Origin of the sequence: Campylobacter concisus (assembly GCF_902460545.1) — a bacterium.
In the GTDB taxonomy this organism is placed as follows: Bacteria; Campylobacterota; Campylobacteria; order Campylobacterales; family Campylobacteraceae; genus Campylobacter_A; species Campylobacter_A concisus_AE.
Window position 1 is genome coordinate 64,133 of the sequence record NZ_CABPUE010000007.1, and the last position, 16,436, is coordinate 80,568.

Here is a 16,436-nt window from a genome sequence, read left to right on the forward strand (position 1 = left end):
TATTTGTGTATTTTCTAATAAAAATTTACGTAAATTTTTACCATAGCTGGCACGGAAAAATTTATTTGAACATATAAAACCTAAAAGCCCATTTTCTTTCAGGTGTGTAATGCCAAGCTCATAAAAATAGACAAACAAATCAGCCGTGCCACTATAAACTTTATATTTTTGTAGGGCTGGTTTTTGCTCTTTTATCGCCTCTTGTCTGACATAGGGAGGATTGCCGATAACGACATCAAATTTAAAGTCAAAAGGAAATTCTAAAAGCGAGTTTGCTGCTACTAAATTTTTACTAAGATCTGTTAAAACTCGTCCCTTGGCAGCTGTGCGGAGCCAAAGAGATAGTCTAGCGATCTCGACCGCATCGGCATTTATATCTACACCGTAAAGATTATTTTCTAAAATCGTGCTTTCTATATCGTAAAGCCCCAAACCCTCGCCCTCATATACTTTTCGGCAAGTGTCTAATGTGCCATGCTCGGTAATGAGAAATTCCAAAGCTTGGTTTAAAAACGCACCAGAGCCACAAGCTGGATCAAGTATCTTGAGAGATAAAAGCCACTCGCGGTAAGCATAAATTTTATCTTTGATCTCGCTTTCTGCTTTGGTTAATTTTTTGGGATTTTTTGGTGCTAATAGCTCATTTAGATCAAGCCCTAGCTCATCTTTTTTGACTTTACAAAGCGCACCAAGCGAATTTTCAACTATAAATTCTGTTATAAACTCTGGCGTATAAAATATGCCATCTTTTTTACGTTTGCTCTGTTTGGCATCAAATTCATTACCATTTATTTGTGCATTTAGCTCCTCAAGGTCGTTTAGTGAGCTTTCAAAGATATGTCCTAGGATATTTACACCGATGTCGCTTAAAAAGTCATAGTCGCTTAAAAACTGCGCTTCAAGCACGCTATCGTCTATCTTTAGTGAATTAAGCTCAGTATCTGTGGCAAAAAGACCGCCATTGTAGCGTTTGATATCAAGACGTTCATTGCCTTCATCAATGGCTTTAAAGTAAATTTTGTAAAAGTCATAAAAACTAAGCTCAGTAACTTGGTTTTGAAATTTATCTTTTATCTCGGCTATCGTGCGAAGTCTTAGTAGTCCGCGGTCTTCAGCAAATAGTATAAAGACAAACCTGTCGCATAGTTTTTGAGTCAGGCTTAAAAGCCTATTTTTATCAATGCTAGCATTATTTTTACAAATATTTTTGAAAAGAGTAAGTCTAAAAGCGCTAAAGTCTTTATAAAATTTATTTGAAATTTCACGCTCGTGAGTGGCAAATTTCTCTTTTAGCTTTAGCGGCAGATCCGTGCTAATACTCTCAAAGCTAAGTAGCAAATGAAGTTTTTTAAACTCGTCAAAGCTTGCTGTAAAAAGGTCAAATTTTTCAAATGTTGTTTTATTGCCGATGTAAAAGCGCAGTTCATTAAAATTTGAAACAACGACATATTTGGCATTTTCATGCGAGATAAAATAGCGAAAGGCTTGATCTACCGGGCTAAGCTCGCGGTTGGACGGAGTTTTATCAAGATATTGCGTGGTTTGATCTTTTAGCTCAATCACGCATCTAACTTCGCCATTTATAAGTATCGCCCCGTCTGCCTTTTTGCCGTCAGTTTCGTTCTTTTTCTCGCGCTCAAGGTTAAAAGTTGTAGGGTTAGTAGTGTCCAAAGTGTAGCCAAGGCAGTCTTCAAAGATATCTTTTAGAAACTGCGTCTGAAATTTTTCTTCTTTGAAGCTCTTAATGTCACTAGCTTTTGCCTGATACATTTGCAAATTTGCATAGCGCTTTTTAAGCTTTTCTTCGTCTTGATCTTGGGTTAGTAAGAATTTTGGATTAAAGATCGGCATTTTTTCTCTTTAAAATTTTATTTTCTTGGAATTTTATCTTTTTAAATTTTATATCTTCCTTATTAAAAGGAAATAATTAATCAAAATTCATCAAAAAATAGCGTTTTTCTTGACAACTATAATAGCTTTTTTGTAAAATCGCGTTCTCTTTACGAAAAGACAAGCGTCTTTGCTCGTACGATCGCTTGATCCTATGCGAGTTATTTTGATGTAAAGAGGTCGCGAGTTTGCGACAAGTTCTTTTTAAAGGAAAACACATGGAAAGAATCAGGTTAAAGCTAAAAGCTTACGACCATAGAGTTCTAGACCGCACTGTTGCAGCAATCGTAGAAGCTGTCAAACGAACAGGTGCCGACGTTCGTGGCCCGGTACCAATGCCTACAAAGATCAAACGCTATACAGTCTTAAAATCTCCACACATCAACAAAGACTCACGTGAGCAGTTTGAGATGAGAATACACGCTCGTATGCTTGACATCGTAGCTGCTACTCCAGAAACTGTAGATAGCCTAACAAAACTCGACCTAGCTCCAGAAGTTAATGTCGAAGTTCGTGCGATGAAATAAGCGGACAAAAGGATAAGAGTATGGAATATATTGTAGAAAAAATAGGCATGAGTAGAACGATTGCCACGAAGAGTACGCCAGTTACACTACTTAAGCTAGTTGAGGCTAAAGTATGTGAGATCGACGAAAACAAACGTGCTATCGTAGCGTATGCCCACACTAAAGCAAACAACAAAGCTATCGCTGGTCAGCAAAAGAAATACAATCTGACTGCAGAATTTAACAAATTTGCTACGCTTGAAGTAGCTAATAGCGAAGTTGGAAACCTAGACTTTACACCATTAAATGAGGCTAAAATTTTAAAAGTTAGCTTTAACTCAAAAGGTAGAGGCTACCAAGGTGTGGTAAAAAGACATGGTTTTGGTGGTGGTCCAAAAAGCCACGGCTCACGTTTCCACAGACGCCACGGTTCAATTGGTAACTGCGAATGGCCAGGTCGTGTTCAACCAGGTATGAAAATGGCAGGACATATGGGCAATGAGAAAGTTACTGTTAAAAACGAGCTAATAAGCTTTGACGCTCAAAATGGCATCGTAGTTGTAAAAGGTTGCGTTCCTGGTCACAATGGTGCAATGGGTAAAATAAGGATTGTAAAATGAGTAAAATTCACGTATTAAACGATAAATTTGAAAATTCAGGCGAGTTAGAGCTTCCTGCAAGCTACGCTGAAGTAAATCCGCACAACCTATATCTTTATGTAAAATCTTACCTTGCTGGTATAAGAGCAAATACGGCTCATACTAAAAGCCGTGCTTTTGTAAGCGGTGGTGGTAAAAAACCATGGAGACAAAAAGGACGTGGTGGTGCAAGAGCGGGTTCAACTAGAACTAACGTTTGGGTAGGCGGTGCAGTTGCATTTGGTCCAACAAACGAGAAAAACTATTTTCAAAAAGTCAATAAAAAACAAAAAAGACTAGCTCTTGAGTACGCTTTGGCAGTAAAAGCACAAGATGGTAAAATTTTCGCAGTAGATAGCATCTCAATCGAGTCTGGAAAGACAAAAGATGCAGCTAATATCATCAAAAATTTAAAAGTAAAAGACGCGCTTATCGTTAAAGATTTACTAGACGATAAAACACTGCTTGCTTTTAGAAATTTAGCAAACTGCTATGTAGTAGATGCAAATGAGGTAAATGCTTATCTTGTCTCTACATTTAGTTCGGTTATCATTGAAAAAGCTGCACTAAAAACTATAACAAAAGAGGGCTAAAATGGCGGATATAACTGATATCAAAACAATTATTTATACAGAAAAAACTCTAGGCCTTCAAGAACAAGGCGTTGTTGTTATCCAAACTTCACCAAGAGTTACAAAAAACAGCTTAAAAGCGGTTTTACAAGAGTATTTTGGAGTAACGCCTGTTCGCGTAAATTCACTTAGAATTAGCGGCAAGGTTAAGCGTTTTAGAGGAAGAGCAGGCCAACGTGACGAGATAAAGAAATTCTACGTTAAGTTACCTGAAGGCGTAAGCCTAGAAAATACGGAGGCGTAAGATGGCTATAAAATCATATAAACCATATACACCTAGTCGTAGATATATGACTGGACTAAGCTCTGAAGATATAACAGCTAAACCAAGCGTTAGAAGCTTGCTTGTTAAACTACCTGCAACTGGCGGTAGAAACAATAATGGTCGTATAACTTCAAGACATAAAGAAGCAGGTGCAAAAAAACTTTATCGTATCATCGACTTCAAACGTCGTAAATTTGGTATAGAGGGTAAAGTTGAAGCGATCGAGTACGATCCAAATAGAAACTGCCGTATCGCTCTTATAGCTTACAAAGATGGCGAAAAACGCTATATCATTAGACCAAATGGCCTAAATGTTGGCGACGTTATCGCATCTATCGATGAGGGCTCACTAGATATTAAACCAGGCAACGCTATGAAATTAAGATTTATCCCAGTTGGTACTATCGTTCATAACGTAGAGCTAAAACCTGGTAAAGGTGCTCAGATAGCTCGTTCAGCTGGTGGTTATGCTCAGCTAATGGGTAAAGAAGAGAAGTATGTTATCTTAAGAATGCCAAGTGGCGAGATGAGACAAGTACTAGCTGAGTGTATGGCAAGTATCGGTGTAGTTGGTAACGAAGACTGGGCTAACATCACTATAGGTAAAGCTGGACGTAATCGCTACCGCGGTATCCGCCCACAAACACGTGGTTCTGCTATGAACCCAGTTGATCACCCACACGGCGGTGGTGAAGGTAAGAAAAATTCAGGCCGTCACCCAGTTACTCCATGGGGTAAACCAACTAAAGGTGCTAAGACTCGCCGTAAAAAAGCTAGCGATAAGCTTATAATTTCAAGAAGGAAAGGAAAATAGAGATGGCAAGATCACTCAAAAAAGGTCCTTTCGTAGATGATCATGTAATGAAAAAAGTTATTGCCGCAAAAAATGCAAACGATAACAAACCAATCAAGACTTGGTCAAGACGTAGCACGATTGTACCTGAAATGATTGGACTAACATTTAACGTTCATAATGGCAAGAGCTTTATTCCTGTATATGTTACAGAAAATCATATAGGCTATAAACTTGGCGAATTTGCTCCAACACGCACATTTAAGGGTCACAAAGGCTCAGTGCAAAAGAAAATCGGCAAGTAAGGGGAGATAATATGAGTAAAGCAATTATAAAATTCGTAAGACTTTCTCCTACAAAAGCAAGACTTATAGCAAGAGAAGTTCAAGGTATGAATGCCGAGCTAGCACTTGCAAGCTTGCAATTTATGCCAAATCGTGGTGCTAAATTTATAGCAAACGCTATTAGCTCAGCAGTAGCAAATGGCGGATTTGAGCCAGAAGAAGTTGTAGTAACTAGTTGCCGCGTTGACGCTGGTCCTGTATTAAAGAGATTTAGACCAAGAGCAAGAGGAACAGCGAGCAAAATTCGCAAACCTACTTCTCATGTAATGGTAGAAGTATCTAAACCTGAAAAGAAGGAAGCATAATATGGGACAAAAAGTAAATCCAATAGGTCTTAGACTAGGAATTAACCGCAACTGGGAATCTAGATGGTTTCCAACCAAACAAAGTCTTCCTGAAAATATCGGTGAAGATTACAAAATTCGTGCATTTTTAAAGAAAAAACTTTACTATGCAGGAATTAGCCAAATTCTAATCGAAAGAACGGCTAAAAAACTTCGTGTAACCGTAGTTGCAGCTCGTCCTGGTATCATCATCGGCAAAAAAGGTCAAGATGTTGAAAACCTAAAGAACGAAGTTAGCAAACTTATCGGTAAAGAAGTAAATGTAAATATCAAAGAAGAAAGAAAAGCTCAAGCTTCAGCTCAACTTGCTGCTGAAAACGTAGCTATGCAACTTGAAAAGCGTGTCGCATTTAGACGTGCTATGAAAAAAGTTATCCAAGGTGCTCAAAAATCAGGCGCTAAAGGTATTAAAATTTCAGTTGCTGGTCGTTTAGGTGGTGCTGAGATGGCAAGAACCGAGTGGTATCTAGAAGGTCGCGTTCCGCTTCATACTCTTAGAGCAAAGATCGATTACGGTGTAGCTGAGGCTCATACGACTTATGGAAACATAGGTATTAAAGTATGGATTTTTAAAGGTGAGGTTCTTCAAAAAGGTGTTCAACCTGAGAAAACTGAAGAAGAGGCGCCTAAGAAAACACGTAGAGCAAGAAGAGGTAAATAATTATGTTGATGCCTAAAAGAACGAAATTTCGTAAGCAAATGAAAGGTCGCAACCGTGGTTATGCGACTCGTGGAGCATCTTTAGCAACTGGCGAATTTGCACTTAAAGCTGTTGAAGCTGGCAGAATAAATTCTCGCCAAATAGAAGCTGCTCGTCAAGCTCTAACTCGTCACGTAAAAAGACAGGCTAAAATTTGGATTAGGGTTTTCCCTGATAAGCCACTTACTAAAAAACCTCTACAAACTCGTATGGGTAAAGGTAAGGCTGGAGTTGAAGAGTGGGTTATGAATATCAAACCTGGTCGTATAATATTTGAAATGGCTGGTGTTAGCGAAGAGTTAGCTCGTGAAGCCCTAACTTTAGCTTTACACAAACTTCCTTTCAAATCAAAATTTGTAACGCGAGAGAGTGAAAATGAAATATACTGAGTTAAAAGATAAGAGCGTTGCAGAATTAAACGCGTTGCTAAAAGAGAAAAAGGTGCTTTTATTTACTTTAAGACAAAAGCTAAAAACTATGCAGTTAAGCAACCCTAATGAGATTAGTGCTGTTCGTAAAGAGATAGCTCAGATCAACACTGCAATTAGTGCAACAAGACAAGGGGCGTAAAATGGCATTAAAAAGAGAAATTCAAGGTGTTGTTTTACAAAAAGCTGGAGATAAAACAGCTACTATTTTGGTAGAAAGACGCGTTATGCACCCAAGATACCATAAATTTGTAAAACGCTTTAAAAAATATTTAGTTCACGATGAGAAAAATGAGACAAGAGCAGGCGATACAGTTGTTGCGATCGAGTGCAGACCACTTTCAGCTCGCAAGAATTTTCGCTTAAAAGCTGTATTGGCAAAGGGAGTTGAGTAATGATTCAAAGTTTTACAAGACTTGCAGTTGCTGATAATAGTGGTGCAAAAGAGTTAATGTGTATAAAAGTTCTTGGTGGCAGCAAAAGAAGATACGCTACACTTGGCGATATCATAGTTTGTTCTGTTAAAAAAGCTCTTCCAAATGGCAAGATCAAAAAAGGACAGGTTGTAAAAGCTGTTGTCGTAAGAACTAAAAAAGAGGTTCAAAGAGATAATGGTTCGCTAATCCGCTTTGACGAGAATGCAGCTGTTATACTTGATAGCAAAAAAGAGCCAGTCGGCACTCGTATTTTTGGACCAGTTGGACGTGAAGTTAGATATGCTAACTTTATGAAAATTGTTTCGCTAGCTCCGGAGGTTTTATAATGGCTAATGTAAAATTTAAAGTCAAAAAAGGCGATACCGTTAAGATCATCGCTGGTGACGATAAAGGCAAAACTGGTAAAATTTTAGAAGTTCTTGCAAAAAAAGGTCAGGTTATAGTTGAGGGATGCAAAATAGCTAAAAAAGCTATCAAACCAAGCGAAAAAACTCCAAATGGTGGTCACGTAAATAAAGAGATGCCAATTGACATATCAAATGTCGCGAAAGTTGAAGGATAAGAGATATGAGTAGATTAAAAGATAAATTTAACGAAACTATCAAGCCAGCTCTCGTAAAAGAATTTGACATCAAAAATCCAATGCTTATCCCTGCGCTTGAGAAAATCGTGATCAGTGTAGGTGCTGGAGACTCTGCGAAAGATCAGAAAGTGCTTCAAAATATGGCTGATACCATTTCACTTATCGCCGGACAAAAAGCAGTTATCACTGATGCTAAAAAATCAGTTGCTGGCTTTAAAGTTCGCGAAGGTTTTCCTGTTGGTATCAAAGTAACTTTGAGAAAAGAGCAAATGTATGCTTTCTTAGATAAGCTAATCAGCGTTGCTCTCCCAAGAGTTAAAGACTTCCGTGGTCTTCCAAAAAATGGCTTTGATGGACGTGGAAACTATAACTTCGGTCTTAGTGAGCAGCTAATGTTTCCAGAGGTTGAGTATGATAAAATTTTACGAACTCATGGTATGAATATTACGATTGCTACTACGGCTAAAAATGATAAAGAGGCATTCAAATTGCTAGAGCTATTTGGTGTGCCGTTTGCAAAAGGAAAGTAAAATGGCAAAGAAATCAATGATAGCAAAAGCTGCACGCAAGCCAAAATTTGCGGTTCGTGGCTATACTAGATGCCAAATTTGCGGTCGTCCGCACTCTGTTTATAAAGATTTTGGAATTTGCCGTGTTTGCCTAAGAAAAATGGCTAACGAAGGCCTAATACCTGGTCTTAAAAAAGCAAGTTGGTAAGGAAGAGAAATGTTAAACGATTTAATATCAGATGGATTAACACGCATTAGAAATGCAAGTATGAGAAAGCTTGAAACTGCGAAATTGCTTCATTCTAAGGTTGTTGAGGCTACTCTTTCTATCCTTGCAGCAAAAGGCTATGTAGAGAGCTACAACGTTATCGAAGAAGGTAACAAGAAATTTATAAATGTAGTTTTAAAGTATGATGAGTACGGCAGAAGCGTTATAAACGAGCTTAAAAGGGTTTCAAAACCTGGTCGCCGTGTTTATCAAGGCAAAGACGACATTAAGCGTTTTAAAAATGGTTACGGAACAGTTATCGTTAGCACAAGTAAAGGCGTTATGAGCGGTATTGAAGCAAGTAAAGCTGGCGTTGGCGGCGAAGTTCTTTGTACAGTTTGGTAATAAACTGCATTAAATGCTATTTAACCTTATGATTTTAAGGTTAAATTTTTAGCTTGGTAAAATTTTAGATTTTGCCAAAGCTAAATTTAGAAATTCAAATGAAGGTTTCGTCAAATCTGACGATAAAATTTACGGCATTGTGGTGTTTATTCGTAAATGTAGGAACACCCTAGACAAGTAAAGGAAAAAAATGTCACGTATTGGAAAACAGCCTATCGCTATCCCAAGTGGTGTAGACGTTAGCGTTGAAAATAATGTCCTAAAATTTAAAAAGGGCAATCATATAAAAGAGCTTGACACAAAAGGTCACGTTGATGTCAAGATAGAAAATGGTCATATAGTTTTTGCTTCAAAGGGCGAAGATCGCCAAAGTAGAGCTTACTGGGGAACATATAGAGCGCTTGCTAACAACATCGTAACTGGTATCACTGCGGGATTTACTCGCCAGCTTGAGATCAACGGCGTTGGTTACAAAGCAGCTGCAAAAGGTAAAATTTTAGAGCTTTCTCTTGGTTTTTCACACCTTATCAACTATGAGCTACCAGCAGGTGTTGAAGCTAGTGTTGAGAAAAACGTTATTACTATCAAAGGCGATGACAAACAAGTAGTAGGACAAGTGGCTGCTCAAGTTAGAGGATTTAGACCACCTGAGCCATACAAAGGCAAAGGCGTTAAATATCTAGAAGAACGCATCATCCGCAAAGCGGGCAAGACATCTAAGAAGTAAGGAGCGGTAAATGACAGCAAAAGTACTAAAAAGAAAAATCGCTCTTAGAATTAAGAGAAAAAAAAGAATCAGAGGTAAAATTTCTGGTGTTGCAACTTGCCCAAGAGTTTCTATTTTCAAATCAAACAGAACTCTTTATGTTCAAGCGATTGACGACGTTACAGCTACTACACTAGCTGCAGTAGATGGTAGAAAGATAGGCATAAAAGCAAACAAAGAAGGTGCGGTCACTTTAGCTAAAGAATTTGCTAAGGCTTTAAAAGCTAAGAAGATAGATGTTGCAGTTTTTGATAGAAATGGTTATTTGTATCATGGCGTTATCGCAGCATTTGCTGAAGCTTTAAGAGAAAATGGCATCAAGCTATAACCCAAAGGAAAATCGATGGAAAAATATAATAGAGAAGAATTTGAAGAAGTAATCGTCGATATCGGTCGGGTTACAAAGGTTGTTAAAGGTGGCCGTAGATTTAGATTTACAGCTTTAGTTGTTGTTGGTAATAGAAATGGTCTAGTTGGCTTTGGTTATGGTAAAGCTAAAGAGGTACCAGATGCGATGAGAAAAGCGATTGACGACGCATTTAAAAATATTATCCACGTTAAGATCAAAGGCACAACTATCCCTCATGATGTAGAGGTAAAATATAACGCAAGTAGAATGCTACTTCGCCCAGCTAGCGAGGGTACTGGTGTTATCGCTGGTGGTAGTGCACGTCCTATTATCGAGCTTGCAGGTATTAAGGATATCCTTACTAAATCACTTGGCTCAAACAACTCAGCAAACGTCGTTCGTGCTACTATAAAAGCACTTAGTTTGCTAAAAAGCTAAGAGAAAGGAGTTAAGATGGCATTAGAAAAATTAACACCTGCTGCAGGTTCAACTCATGCAACCAAAAGAATAGGTCGTGGTCAAGGTAGTGGCAATGGCAAAACTGCTGGCAAAGGTAACAAAGGTCAAAGAGCAAGAAAAGGCTACAATGAGAAAAGAGGTTTTGAGGGCGGACAGCAACCACTTCAAAGACGCCTTCCAAAAGTAGGTTTTACTTCTAAATTTGAAAAACCTTATGTTATTAATGTCGAGAAAATTGCAGCTATAAAAGAGCTTACTGAAATTTCAATAGCAACAATAGCTAGCGTTCATAAAATTTCAAAGAGCGTTACTAAGATAAAACTAATCGGTGCAAGTGCAAAAGCTCTTGCTTCAAAGATTAAAGACGAGAACGTTAGCGTTAGCGGAATAAAATAATGGATAAAACACTGACCAACAAGATTTTAATCACGTTGGCATTTTTGTTCGCATACAGGATACTGGCTTATGTGCCAGTTCCTGGTGTTAATGTCGACGTAATTAAAGAATTTTTTAATTCAAACAATAGCAATGCCTTGGGTCTGTTTAATATGTTTAGTGGTAAGGCTGCTGAGCGTTTAAGTATCATCTCTTTAGGTATTATGCCTTACATTACAGCTTCGATCATTATGGAGCTTTTAGCAGCAACATTTCCGAAATTAGGTCAGATGAAAAAAGAACGTGACGGTATGCAAAAGTATATGCAAATCATACGTTATGCAACCATCGTTATCACTCTTGTACAATCAATCGGTGTTTCTATCGGACTTCAAAGCTTAAGCGGACGCGGTGGCGAACAAGCTATCATGATAGATATAAATTTATTTATCGCGATCTCTGCTGTATCTATGCTAACTGGAACTATGCTACTTATGTGGATAGGCGAGCAAATAACGCAACGTGGTATAGGCAATGGTATAAGCCTTATCATCTTTGCTGGTATTGTCTCTGGTATACCTAGTGCAATCGGCGGAACTATAAATTTAGTAAATACTTCTGAGATGAATTTCCTAACAGTTATCGCTATTTTAGCGATCATCTTAGCTACCATTGGTGCTATCATATTTGTTGAGATGGGTGAAAGGCGTATCCCTATTTCTTACTCAAGAAAAGTGATAATGGAAAATCAAAACAAACGTATAATGAACTATATACCGATCAAAGTAAATTTAAGTGGCGTTATCCCACCGATATTTGCTAGTGCGATTTTGATGTTTCCTAGTACTATTTTGCAAGCTAGTACAAATCCGATTATCCAAGCTATCAACGATTTTTTAAGTCCAAATGGCTATATGTTTAACGTTTTAACATTTTTATTTATCATCTTCTTTGCGTTTTTCTATGCATCGATCGTATTTAACACAAAAGATATAAGTGAAAATTTGAAAAAACAAGGTGGATTTATCCCAGGTGTTAGACCAGGTGAGAGTACAGCTAGCTATCTAAATGAAGTAGCTGGCAGGCTAACTTTGGGCGGTGCTTTATATTTGGGTATCATTTCAACACTGCCTTGGGTACTTGTAAAGACTATGGGTGTTCCATTTTATTTTGGTGGCACATCAGTACTTATCGTTGTTTCAGTAGCACTTGATACTATGAGACGTATAGAAGCTCAGTCTTATACAAATAAATACCAAACTCTAAGCGCAGTAGGTCTATAAAATGGCTATCACGCTTAAAAGACCAGCTGAGATAGAGAAAATGAGAGCGGCGAACAAGATCGTCGCTCGAACTCTTGATCACGTTTCTACGATCATAAAACCTGGAATTTCACTTCTTGAGATAGATAAAATTTGTGAAGATATGATAAGGACTGCTGGGGCAAAACCTGCTTTTAAAGGTCTCTATGGCTTTCCAAATGCGGCTTGTATAAGTGTCAATGAAGTGGTGATCCACGGAATCCCAAATGAGTATAAGCTAAAAGAGGGCGATATCGTTAGCGTTGATATCGGCTCAAATTTAGATGGTTATTTTGGTGACTCGGCTAGGACATTTGGAGTTGGTAAAATTTCAAAAGAAGACGAGGCTTTGATTGCTTGCTCAAAAGATGCGCTATATTTTGCGATTGATATCATAAGAACTGGTATGCATTTTAAAGAAATTTGCTACGAGCTTGAGAAATTTATACTAGGCAGAGGCTATGTACCTTTACGTGGGTATTGTGGTCACGGCATAGGCAAAAGGCCACATGAAGAGCCAGAAATTCCAAACTACCTTGATGGAAACAACCCAAAAGCTGGACCAAAGATAAAAGAGGGAATGGTATTTTGTATAGAGCCGATGATCTGCCAAAAAGACGGCACACCAGTTTTAGGAAGTGATAACTGGAAAGTAACCTCAAAAGATGGTTTGAGAACCAGCCATTATGAGCATTGCATGGCAATAGTTAATGGCAAAGCCGAAATTTTAAGCCAAGCATAAAATAGAGTAAAAATTTAGAGAAAGGAGAATTTGTGGCAAAAGACGATGTCATTGAGATTGATGGAAACGTTGTTGAAGCACTGCCAAATGCAACTTTTAAAGTTGAGCTTGACAACAAACATATAATTTTATGTCATATCGCCGGAAAAATGAGAATGCATTATATAAAGATAATGCCTGGCGATCGCGTAAAAGTAGAACTTACGCCATATAGCCTAGACAAGGGCAGGATCACTTATAGATATAAGTAAATTTAGCCCCTTGGCAAATATGCTAAGTAAATTTAAAGCTGGTTTTGGATAAAATCCAAGCTTTGCGAAAAGCTGTATGAAGAATTATTTTCAAAGTTCCCCACTTATTTTGAAAATAGTTGGTTTAAATTCTTTCTTTAGACCTGATGCAGCCCCTAAAAAAGTGGAATAAATTTTTAGGAGACTAAAATGAAAGTTCGTCCTTCTGTAAAGAAGATGTGTGACAAATGTAAAATTGTCAAACGTAGTGGCATAATTCGTGTTATCTGCGAAAATCCAAAACATAAACAAAGACAAGGATAAGGCATGGCACGTATTGCAGGTGTAGATTTACCAAACAAAAAGAGAATAGAGTATGGTTTGACTTATATCTATGGTATAGGTCTTTACAAATCTCGTCAAATTCTTGACGCAGCTGGAATTTCTTATGACAAGAGAGTTTATGAGCTTAGTGAAGATGAAGCGGCAGCTATCCGTAAAGAAATTCAAGAGCATCATATCGTTGAGGGTGATTTGAGAAAACAAGTTGCTATGGATATCAAAGCTCTTATGGATCTTGGAAGTTATAGAGGTCTTCGCCACAGAAAAGGTCTTCCTGTTCGTGGTCAAAAGACTAAAACTAATGCTAGAACCAGAAAAGGCAGACGTAAAACTGTCGGTGCAGCTACTAAGTAAGGCAAGGGTTAAAGGATAATAAATGGCGAAAAGAAAAATTGTTAAGAAAAAAGTAGTTAGAAAAAGCATAGCCAAAGGTATCGTTTATATCAGTGCAACATTTAACAACACTATGGTAACTGTAACTGATGAAATGGGAAATGCTATTGCATGGAGTAGTGCAGGTGGCTTAGGCTTTAAAGGTAGCAAAAAATCAACTCCTTATGCAGCTCAACAGGCAGTTGAAGACGCTCTAAATAAAGCAAAAGAGCATGGTATAAAAGAAGTTGGTATTAAGGTTCAAGGTCCAGGTAGCGGACGTGAAACGGCTGTTAAAAGTGTAGGAACTGTTGAAGGAATTAAAGTATCTTTCTTTAAAGACATTACACCTTTACCACACAATGGTTGTAGACCGCCAAAACGCCGCCGCGTATAATTAGAGAAAAATAGGAGAAATTATTATGGCTAGATATACAGGACCTGTTGAAAAATTAGAAAGACGTCTTGGTGTGTCTCTTGCGTTAAAAGGCGAAAGAAGACTTGCTGGTAAAAGTGCTTTTGAAAAAAGACCTTATGCGCCAGGACAACATGGACAAAGAAGAGCAAAAATAAGCGAATATGGCTTACAACTTCGCGAGAAGCAAAAAGCTAAATTTATGTATGGTGTTTCTGAGAAACAATTTAGAAGATTATTTCAAGAAGCAGCACGCCGCGAAGGTAATACCGGTGCTCTTTTGGTTCAACTATTAGAGCAAAGATTAGATAATGTTGTTTATAGAATGGGCTTTGCAACAACTCGTCGTTTTGCTCGTCAGCTAGTAACTCATGGACATATTTTAGTAAATGGTAAAAGAGTAGATATACCATCTTACAGAGTTGAACCTGGTGCAAAAGTAGAGATTGTTGAAAAATCTAAAAACAATCCACAAATTATTCGTGCAATAGATCTTACAGCACAAACTGGTATTGTTGCTTGGGTAGATGTTGAAAAAGAGAAAAAATTTGGAATTTTCACTAGAAATCCAGAAAGAGAAGAGGTTATCATTCCTGTTGAGGAAAGATTTATAGTAGAGCTTTATTCAAAATAATAGAGGGTATAAAGATGAGAAAGATTACTACATCAGCTTATATGCCAACTGAAATTGAAGTTAAAAGTATTAGCGAAAATGTTGCTAATATTACAGCATATCCTTTTGAGGCGGGTTATGCTGTTACTTTGGCTCACCCATTGCGTCGTCTTCTTTACACAAGTACGGTAGGTTTTGCTCCTATTGGTGTAAAGATAAAAGGCGTTAGCCATGAATTTGATAGTATGCGTGGTATGCTAGAAGACGTAGCATTTTTTATTATAAATTTGAAAAAAATCAGATTTAAATTAAAAAGCACCAGTGAGCGCGAAGTTATAGAATATAGCTTTAAAGGACCAAAAGAGATAACTGGGGCTGATCTAAATAATGATCTAGTTGAGATCGTTAACCCAGACGCATACCTTGCTACAATAAACGAAGATGCTGAGTTAAATTTTTCAGTTATCATTCAAAAAGGTATCGGATATGTTCCTAGTGAAGAGATCAGAGAAGAGATTGAAGACGACTATATCGCACTTGATGCTTTCTTTACACCTGTTAAAAAAGCAGTTTATGATATACAAAATGTCTTGGTTGAGGATGATCCAGACTATGAAAAGATCGTATTTACTATAACAACTGATGGTCAAGTTAGTCCGATAGAGGCTTTTAAAAATTGTTTAGAAGCTATGTATCAACAAATGTCAGTATTTAAAGGAATTTTAGATATTGATGTTAGTACTCCAGTTGCTAGTTCAAGTGCAGGTGGCGAGTTTTCAAAGTTACTTTCTAGTGTAGAAGATCTAAATTTAAGCGCTAGAAGTTTTAACTGCCTTGACAAAGCTGATATTAGATTTATTGGCGAGCTTGCATTAATGGACGAAAATGAGCTTAAAGAGCTTAAAAATTTAGGTAAAAAATCTCTTGAAGAGATTAAAGCGGTTATGGAAGAGATAGGCTATCCAGTTGGTGCCGATGTGTTAAAAGATGGCAAAGAGCAACTAAGAAAGAAAATAACCGAGCTTAAAGCACAAATGAGTGTAAAAGAATAAAAGGACAATAGATGAGACATAAACACGGATATCGCAAACTTGGTAGAACGTCATCTCATAGATCTGCATTGCTTAAAAATTTGGCGATAGCTATCATCAAAAGCGAAAAGATAGAGACGACTTTACCAAAAGCAAAAGAGCTTAGAAGCTATGTTGAGAAGCTAATTACAAGAGCCAGAAAAGGTGACTCTAACGCTCACAGAGCAGTATTTGCTTCTTTACAAGATAAAGAAACAACAAATAAATTAGTTACTGAAGTAGCTCCAAAATTTAAAGAGCGCAATGGCGGCTATACAAGAATCATCAAGACTCGTGTTCGCAGAGGCGACGCAGCAGAGATGGCTTATATAGAGCTAGTAGCTGAATAATTATTAGAGAGCTTCGGCTCTCTTTTTTTAATTTCTTGAATATAAAATTCTCTTACCTTTAAAATAAAATCCTTCTTTCAAAAGCTTTCTAAAGTATAAATTTCTTTAATTATTTATCAAATTTTATTAACCAAAAAATCATAAATTTAATAGTTAAAAGTTGTAAATCCTTTAATCTAAAATCATATATTTTAAATTTTTACCTTTGAACTCTATGCTAAAATTTTATTTTATTAAGACGATATTTGTTTCAGGCATCTAATAAATTTCAAAGGATTTGAGATGATAGGTAGTGTAAATGGAGTTGGGACAAATTTTTATGTTGGCTCGCAAAGTAGTAGAGCGCAAGAGCTTGATACTAAAAATACTA

Annotated in this window: 30 protein-coding genes; 29 read left to right on the top strand and 1 reads right to left on the bottom strand. The window is 37.3% G+C overall.

Features of this window, described 5'->3' with window-relative positions:
* A partial coding sequence (locus FZ949_RS05490; RefSeq protein ID WP_148790281.1) for a type I restriction enzyme HsdR N-terminal domain-containing protein occupies positions 1 to 1,851 on the bottom strand: 1,851 nt, incomplete at its 3' end.
* A 257-nt stretch (positions 1,852 to 2,108) separates the two neighbouring features.
* Here FZ949_RS05490 and rpsJ point away from each other — a divergent pair.
* The 29 genes from rpsJ (at position 2,109) to rplQ (ending at position 16,066) form a co-directional block, all read left to right on the top strand.
* The gene (gene rpsJ / locus FZ949_RS05495) at positions 2,109 to 2,417 is read left to right on the top strand and encodes a 30S ribosomal protein S10 (protein ID WP_009295257.1); all 309 of its coding nucleotides are present in this window, start codon (positions 2,109 to 2,111) and stop codon (positions 2,415 to 2,417) included.
* Positions 2,418 to 2,437: 20 nt separating this feature from the next.
* On the top strand, positions 2,438 to 3,016 hold the full coding sequence (gene rplC, locus FZ949_RS05500) for a 50S ribosomal protein L3 (protein ID WP_002941563.1): 579 nt from the start codon (positions 2,438 to 2,440) through the stop codon (positions 3,014 to 3,016).
* Entirely contained in the window at positions 3,013 to 3,627 is a 615-nt protein-coding gene (rplD, locus tag FZ949_RS05505) for a 50S ribosomal protein L4 (protein ID WP_021092445.1), read from the top strand. Before rplC ends, rplD begins: the two co-directional genes overlap by 4 nt.
* Position 3,628: 1 nt before the next feature.
* On the top strand, positions 3,629 to 3,910 hold the full coding sequence (locus FZ949_RS05510) for a 50S ribosomal protein L23 (RefSeq protein WP_002941535.1): 282 nt from the start codon (positions 3,629 to 3,631) through the stop codon (positions 3,908 to 3,910).
* A gap of 1 nt (position 3,911) precedes the next feature.
* Entirely contained in the window at positions 3,912 to 4,745 is an 834-nt protein-coding gene (gene rplB, locus FZ949_RS05515; protein ID WP_002941522.1) for a 50S ribosomal protein L2, read from the top strand.
* A 2-nt stretch (positions 4,746 to 4,747) separates the two neighbouring features.
* Positions 4,748 to 5,029 (top strand): 30S ribosomal protein S19, encoded by a 282-nt coding sequence (gene rpsS, locus FZ949_RS05520; RefSeq protein WP_002941639.1) that lies wholly within the window; start codon positions 4,748 to 4,750, stop codon positions 5,027 to 5,029.
* A gap of 11 nt (positions 5,030 to 5,040) precedes the next feature.
* Complete coding sequence (gene rplV, locus FZ949_RS05525; RefSeq protein WP_009295259.1) at positions 5,041 to 5,373, top strand: 50S ribosomal protein L22; 333 nt, start codon at positions 5,041 to 5,043, stop codon at positions 5,371 to 5,373.
* A 1-nt stretch (position 5,374) separates the two neighbouring features.
* On the top strand, positions 5,375 to 6,073 hold the full coding sequence (gene rpsC / locus FZ949_RS05530; protein ID WP_002941650.1) for a 30S ribosomal protein S3: 699 nt from the start codon (positions 5,375 to 5,377) through the stop codon (positions 6,071 to 6,073).
* 2 nt (positions 6,074 to 6,075) lie between these two features.
* Positions 6,076 to 6,501 carry a 50S ribosomal protein L16 gene (rplP, locus tag FZ949_RS05535; protein ID WP_021091116.1) on the top strand — a complete coding sequence of 142 codons (426 nt, stop codon included), beginning with the start codon at positions 6,076 to 6,078 and terminating at the stop codon, positions 6,499 to 6,501.
* Positions 6,488 to 6,682 (top strand): 50S ribosomal protein L29, encoded by a 195-nt coding sequence (gene rpmC, locus FZ949_RS05540; protein ID WP_002941625.1) that lies wholly within the window; start codon positions 6,488 to 6,490, stop codon positions 6,680 to 6,682. Before rplP ends, rpmC begins: the two co-directional genes overlap by 14 nt.
* A 1-nt stretch (position 6,683) precedes the next feature.
* Entirely contained in the window at positions 6,684 to 6,935 is a 252-nt protein-coding gene (gene rpsQ / locus FZ949_RS05545) for a 30S ribosomal protein S17 (RefSeq protein ID WP_021091107.1), read from the top strand.
* Positions 6,935 to 7,303, top strand: a complete 369-nt coding sequence (gene rplN, locus FZ949_RS05550; RefSeq protein ID WP_021091075.1) for a 50S ribosomal protein L14 — start codon at positions 6,935 to 6,937, stop codon at positions 7,301 to 7,303. The genes rpsQ and rplN overlap by 1 nt, the downstream gene beginning before the upstream one ends.
* Positions 7,303 to 7,539, top strand: coding sequence for a 50S ribosomal protein L24 (rplX, locus tag FZ949_RS05555; protein WP_103580109.1), 237 nt, complete (start codon positions 7,303 to 7,305; stop codon positions 7,537 to 7,539). The genes rplN and rplX overlap by 1 nt, the downstream gene beginning before the upstream one ends.
* A gap of 5 nt (positions 7,540 to 7,544) precedes the next feature.
* Entirely contained in the window at positions 7,545 to 8,090 is a 546-nt protein-coding gene (gene rplE / locus FZ949_RS05560; RefSeq protein WP_002941643.1) for a 50S ribosomal protein L5, read from the top strand.
* A gap of 1 nt (position 8,091) precedes the next feature.
* Positions 8,092 to 8,277 carry a type Z 30S ribosomal protein S14 gene (locus FZ949_RS05565; protein ID WP_002941532.1) on the top strand — a complete coding sequence of 62 codons (186 nt, stop codon included), beginning with the start codon at positions 8,092 to 8,094 and terminating at the stop codon, positions 8,275 to 8,277.
* A gap of 9 nt (positions 8,278 to 8,286) precedes the next feature.
* Positions 8,287 to 8,682 carry a 30S ribosomal protein S8 gene (gene rpsH, locus FZ949_RS05570; RefSeq protein WP_021091129.1) on the top strand — a complete coding sequence of 132 codons (396 nt, stop codon included), beginning with the start codon at positions 8,287 to 8,289 and terminating at the stop codon, positions 8,680 to 8,682.
* Between the two features lie 190 nt (positions 8,683 to 8,872).
* Complete coding sequence (gene rplF / locus FZ949_RS05575) at positions 8,873 to 9,409, top strand: 50S ribosomal protein L6 (protein WP_103580108.1); 537 nt, start codon at positions 8,873 to 8,875, stop codon at positions 9,407 to 9,409.
* A 10-nt stretch (positions 9,410 to 9,419) separates the two neighbouring features.
* Entirely contained in the window at positions 9,420 to 9,776 is a 357-nt protein-coding gene (gene rplR, locus FZ949_RS05580; RefSeq protein ID WP_103580107.1) for a 50S ribosomal protein L18, read from the top strand.
* A 15-nt stretch (positions 9,777 to 9,791) separates the two neighbouring features.
* Positions 9,792 to 10,235: a 30S ribosomal protein S5 gene (gene rpsE, locus FZ949_RS05585; RefSeq protein ID WP_002941646.1), complete on the top strand. Its 444-nt coding sequence runs from the start codon at positions 9,792 to 9,794 to the stop codon at positions 10,233 to 10,235.
* 15 nt (positions 10,236 to 10,250) lie between these two features.
* The gene (gene rplO / locus FZ949_RS05590; RefSeq protein WP_103580106.1) at positions 10,251 to 10,652 is read left to right on the top strand and encodes a 50S ribosomal protein L15; all 402 of its coding nucleotides are present in this window, start codon (positions 10,251 to 10,253) and stop codon (positions 10,650 to 10,652) included.
* Positions 10,652 to 11,914: a preprotein translocase subunit SecY gene (gene secY / locus FZ949_RS05595; protein WP_103580105.1), complete on the top strand. Its 1,263-nt coding sequence runs from the start codon at positions 10,652 to 10,654 to the stop codon at positions 11,912 to 11,914. Before rplO ends, secY begins: the two co-directional genes overlap by 1 nt.
* 1 nt (position 11,915) lies before the next feature.
* Positions 11,916 to 12,674: a type I methionyl aminopeptidase gene (gene map, locus FZ949_RS05600; RefSeq protein WP_103580104.1), complete on the top strand. Its 759-nt coding sequence runs from the start codon at positions 11,916 to 11,918 to the stop codon at positions 12,672 to 12,674.
* 32 nt (positions 12,675 to 12,706) lie between these two features.
* Positions 12,707 to 12,925 (top strand): translation initiation factor IF-1, encoded by a 219-nt coding sequence (gene infA / locus FZ949_RS05605; RefSeq protein ID WP_002848031.1) that lies wholly within the window; start codon positions 12,707 to 12,709, stop codon positions 12,923 to 12,925.
* A gap of 189 nt (positions 12,926 to 13,114) precedes the next feature.
* A complete protein-coding gene (gene rpmJ, locus FZ949_RS05610; protein WP_002941545.1) occupies positions 13,115 to 13,228 on the top strand; it encodes a 50S ribosomal protein L36 in 114 nt (37 codons plus the stop codon).
* A 3-nt stretch (positions 13,229 to 13,231) separates the two neighbouring features.
* The gene (rpsM, locus tag FZ949_RS05615; RefSeq protein ID WP_002941610.1) at positions 13,232 to 13,600 is read left to right on the top strand and encodes a 30S ribosomal protein S13; all 369 of its coding nucleotides are present in this window, start codon (positions 13,232 to 13,234) and stop codon (positions 13,598 to 13,600) included.
* 22 nt (positions 13,601 to 13,622) lie between these two features.
* Positions 13,623 to 14,015, top strand: a complete 393-nt coding sequence (rpsK, locus tag FZ949_RS05620) for a 30S ribosomal protein S11 (protein ID WP_021091081.1) — start codon at positions 13,623 to 13,625, stop codon at positions 14,013 to 14,015.
* A 25-nt stretch (positions 14,016 to 14,040) separates the two neighbouring features.
* On the top strand, positions 14,041 to 14,667 hold the full coding sequence (gene rpsD, locus FZ949_RS05625) for a 30S ribosomal protein S4 (RefSeq protein ID WP_103580103.1): 627 nt from the start codon (positions 14,041 to 14,043) through the stop codon (positions 14,665 to 14,667).
* 14 nt (positions 14,668 to 14,681) lie between these two features.
* The gene (locus FZ949_RS05630) at positions 14,682 to 15,698 is read left to right on the top strand and encodes a DNA-directed RNA polymerase subunit alpha (RefSeq protein ID WP_103580102.1); all 1,017 of its coding nucleotides are present in this window, start codon (positions 14,682 to 14,684) and stop codon (positions 15,696 to 15,698) included.
* 11 nt (positions 15,699 to 15,709) lie between these two features.
* Positions 15,710 to 16,066, top strand: a complete 357-nt coding sequence (gene rplQ / locus FZ949_RS05635) for a 50S ribosomal protein L17 (RefSeq protein ID WP_002941584.1) — start codon at positions 15,710 to 15,712, stop codon at positions 16,064 to 16,066.
* Positions 16,067 to 16,436 lie beyond the last annotated feature (370 nt).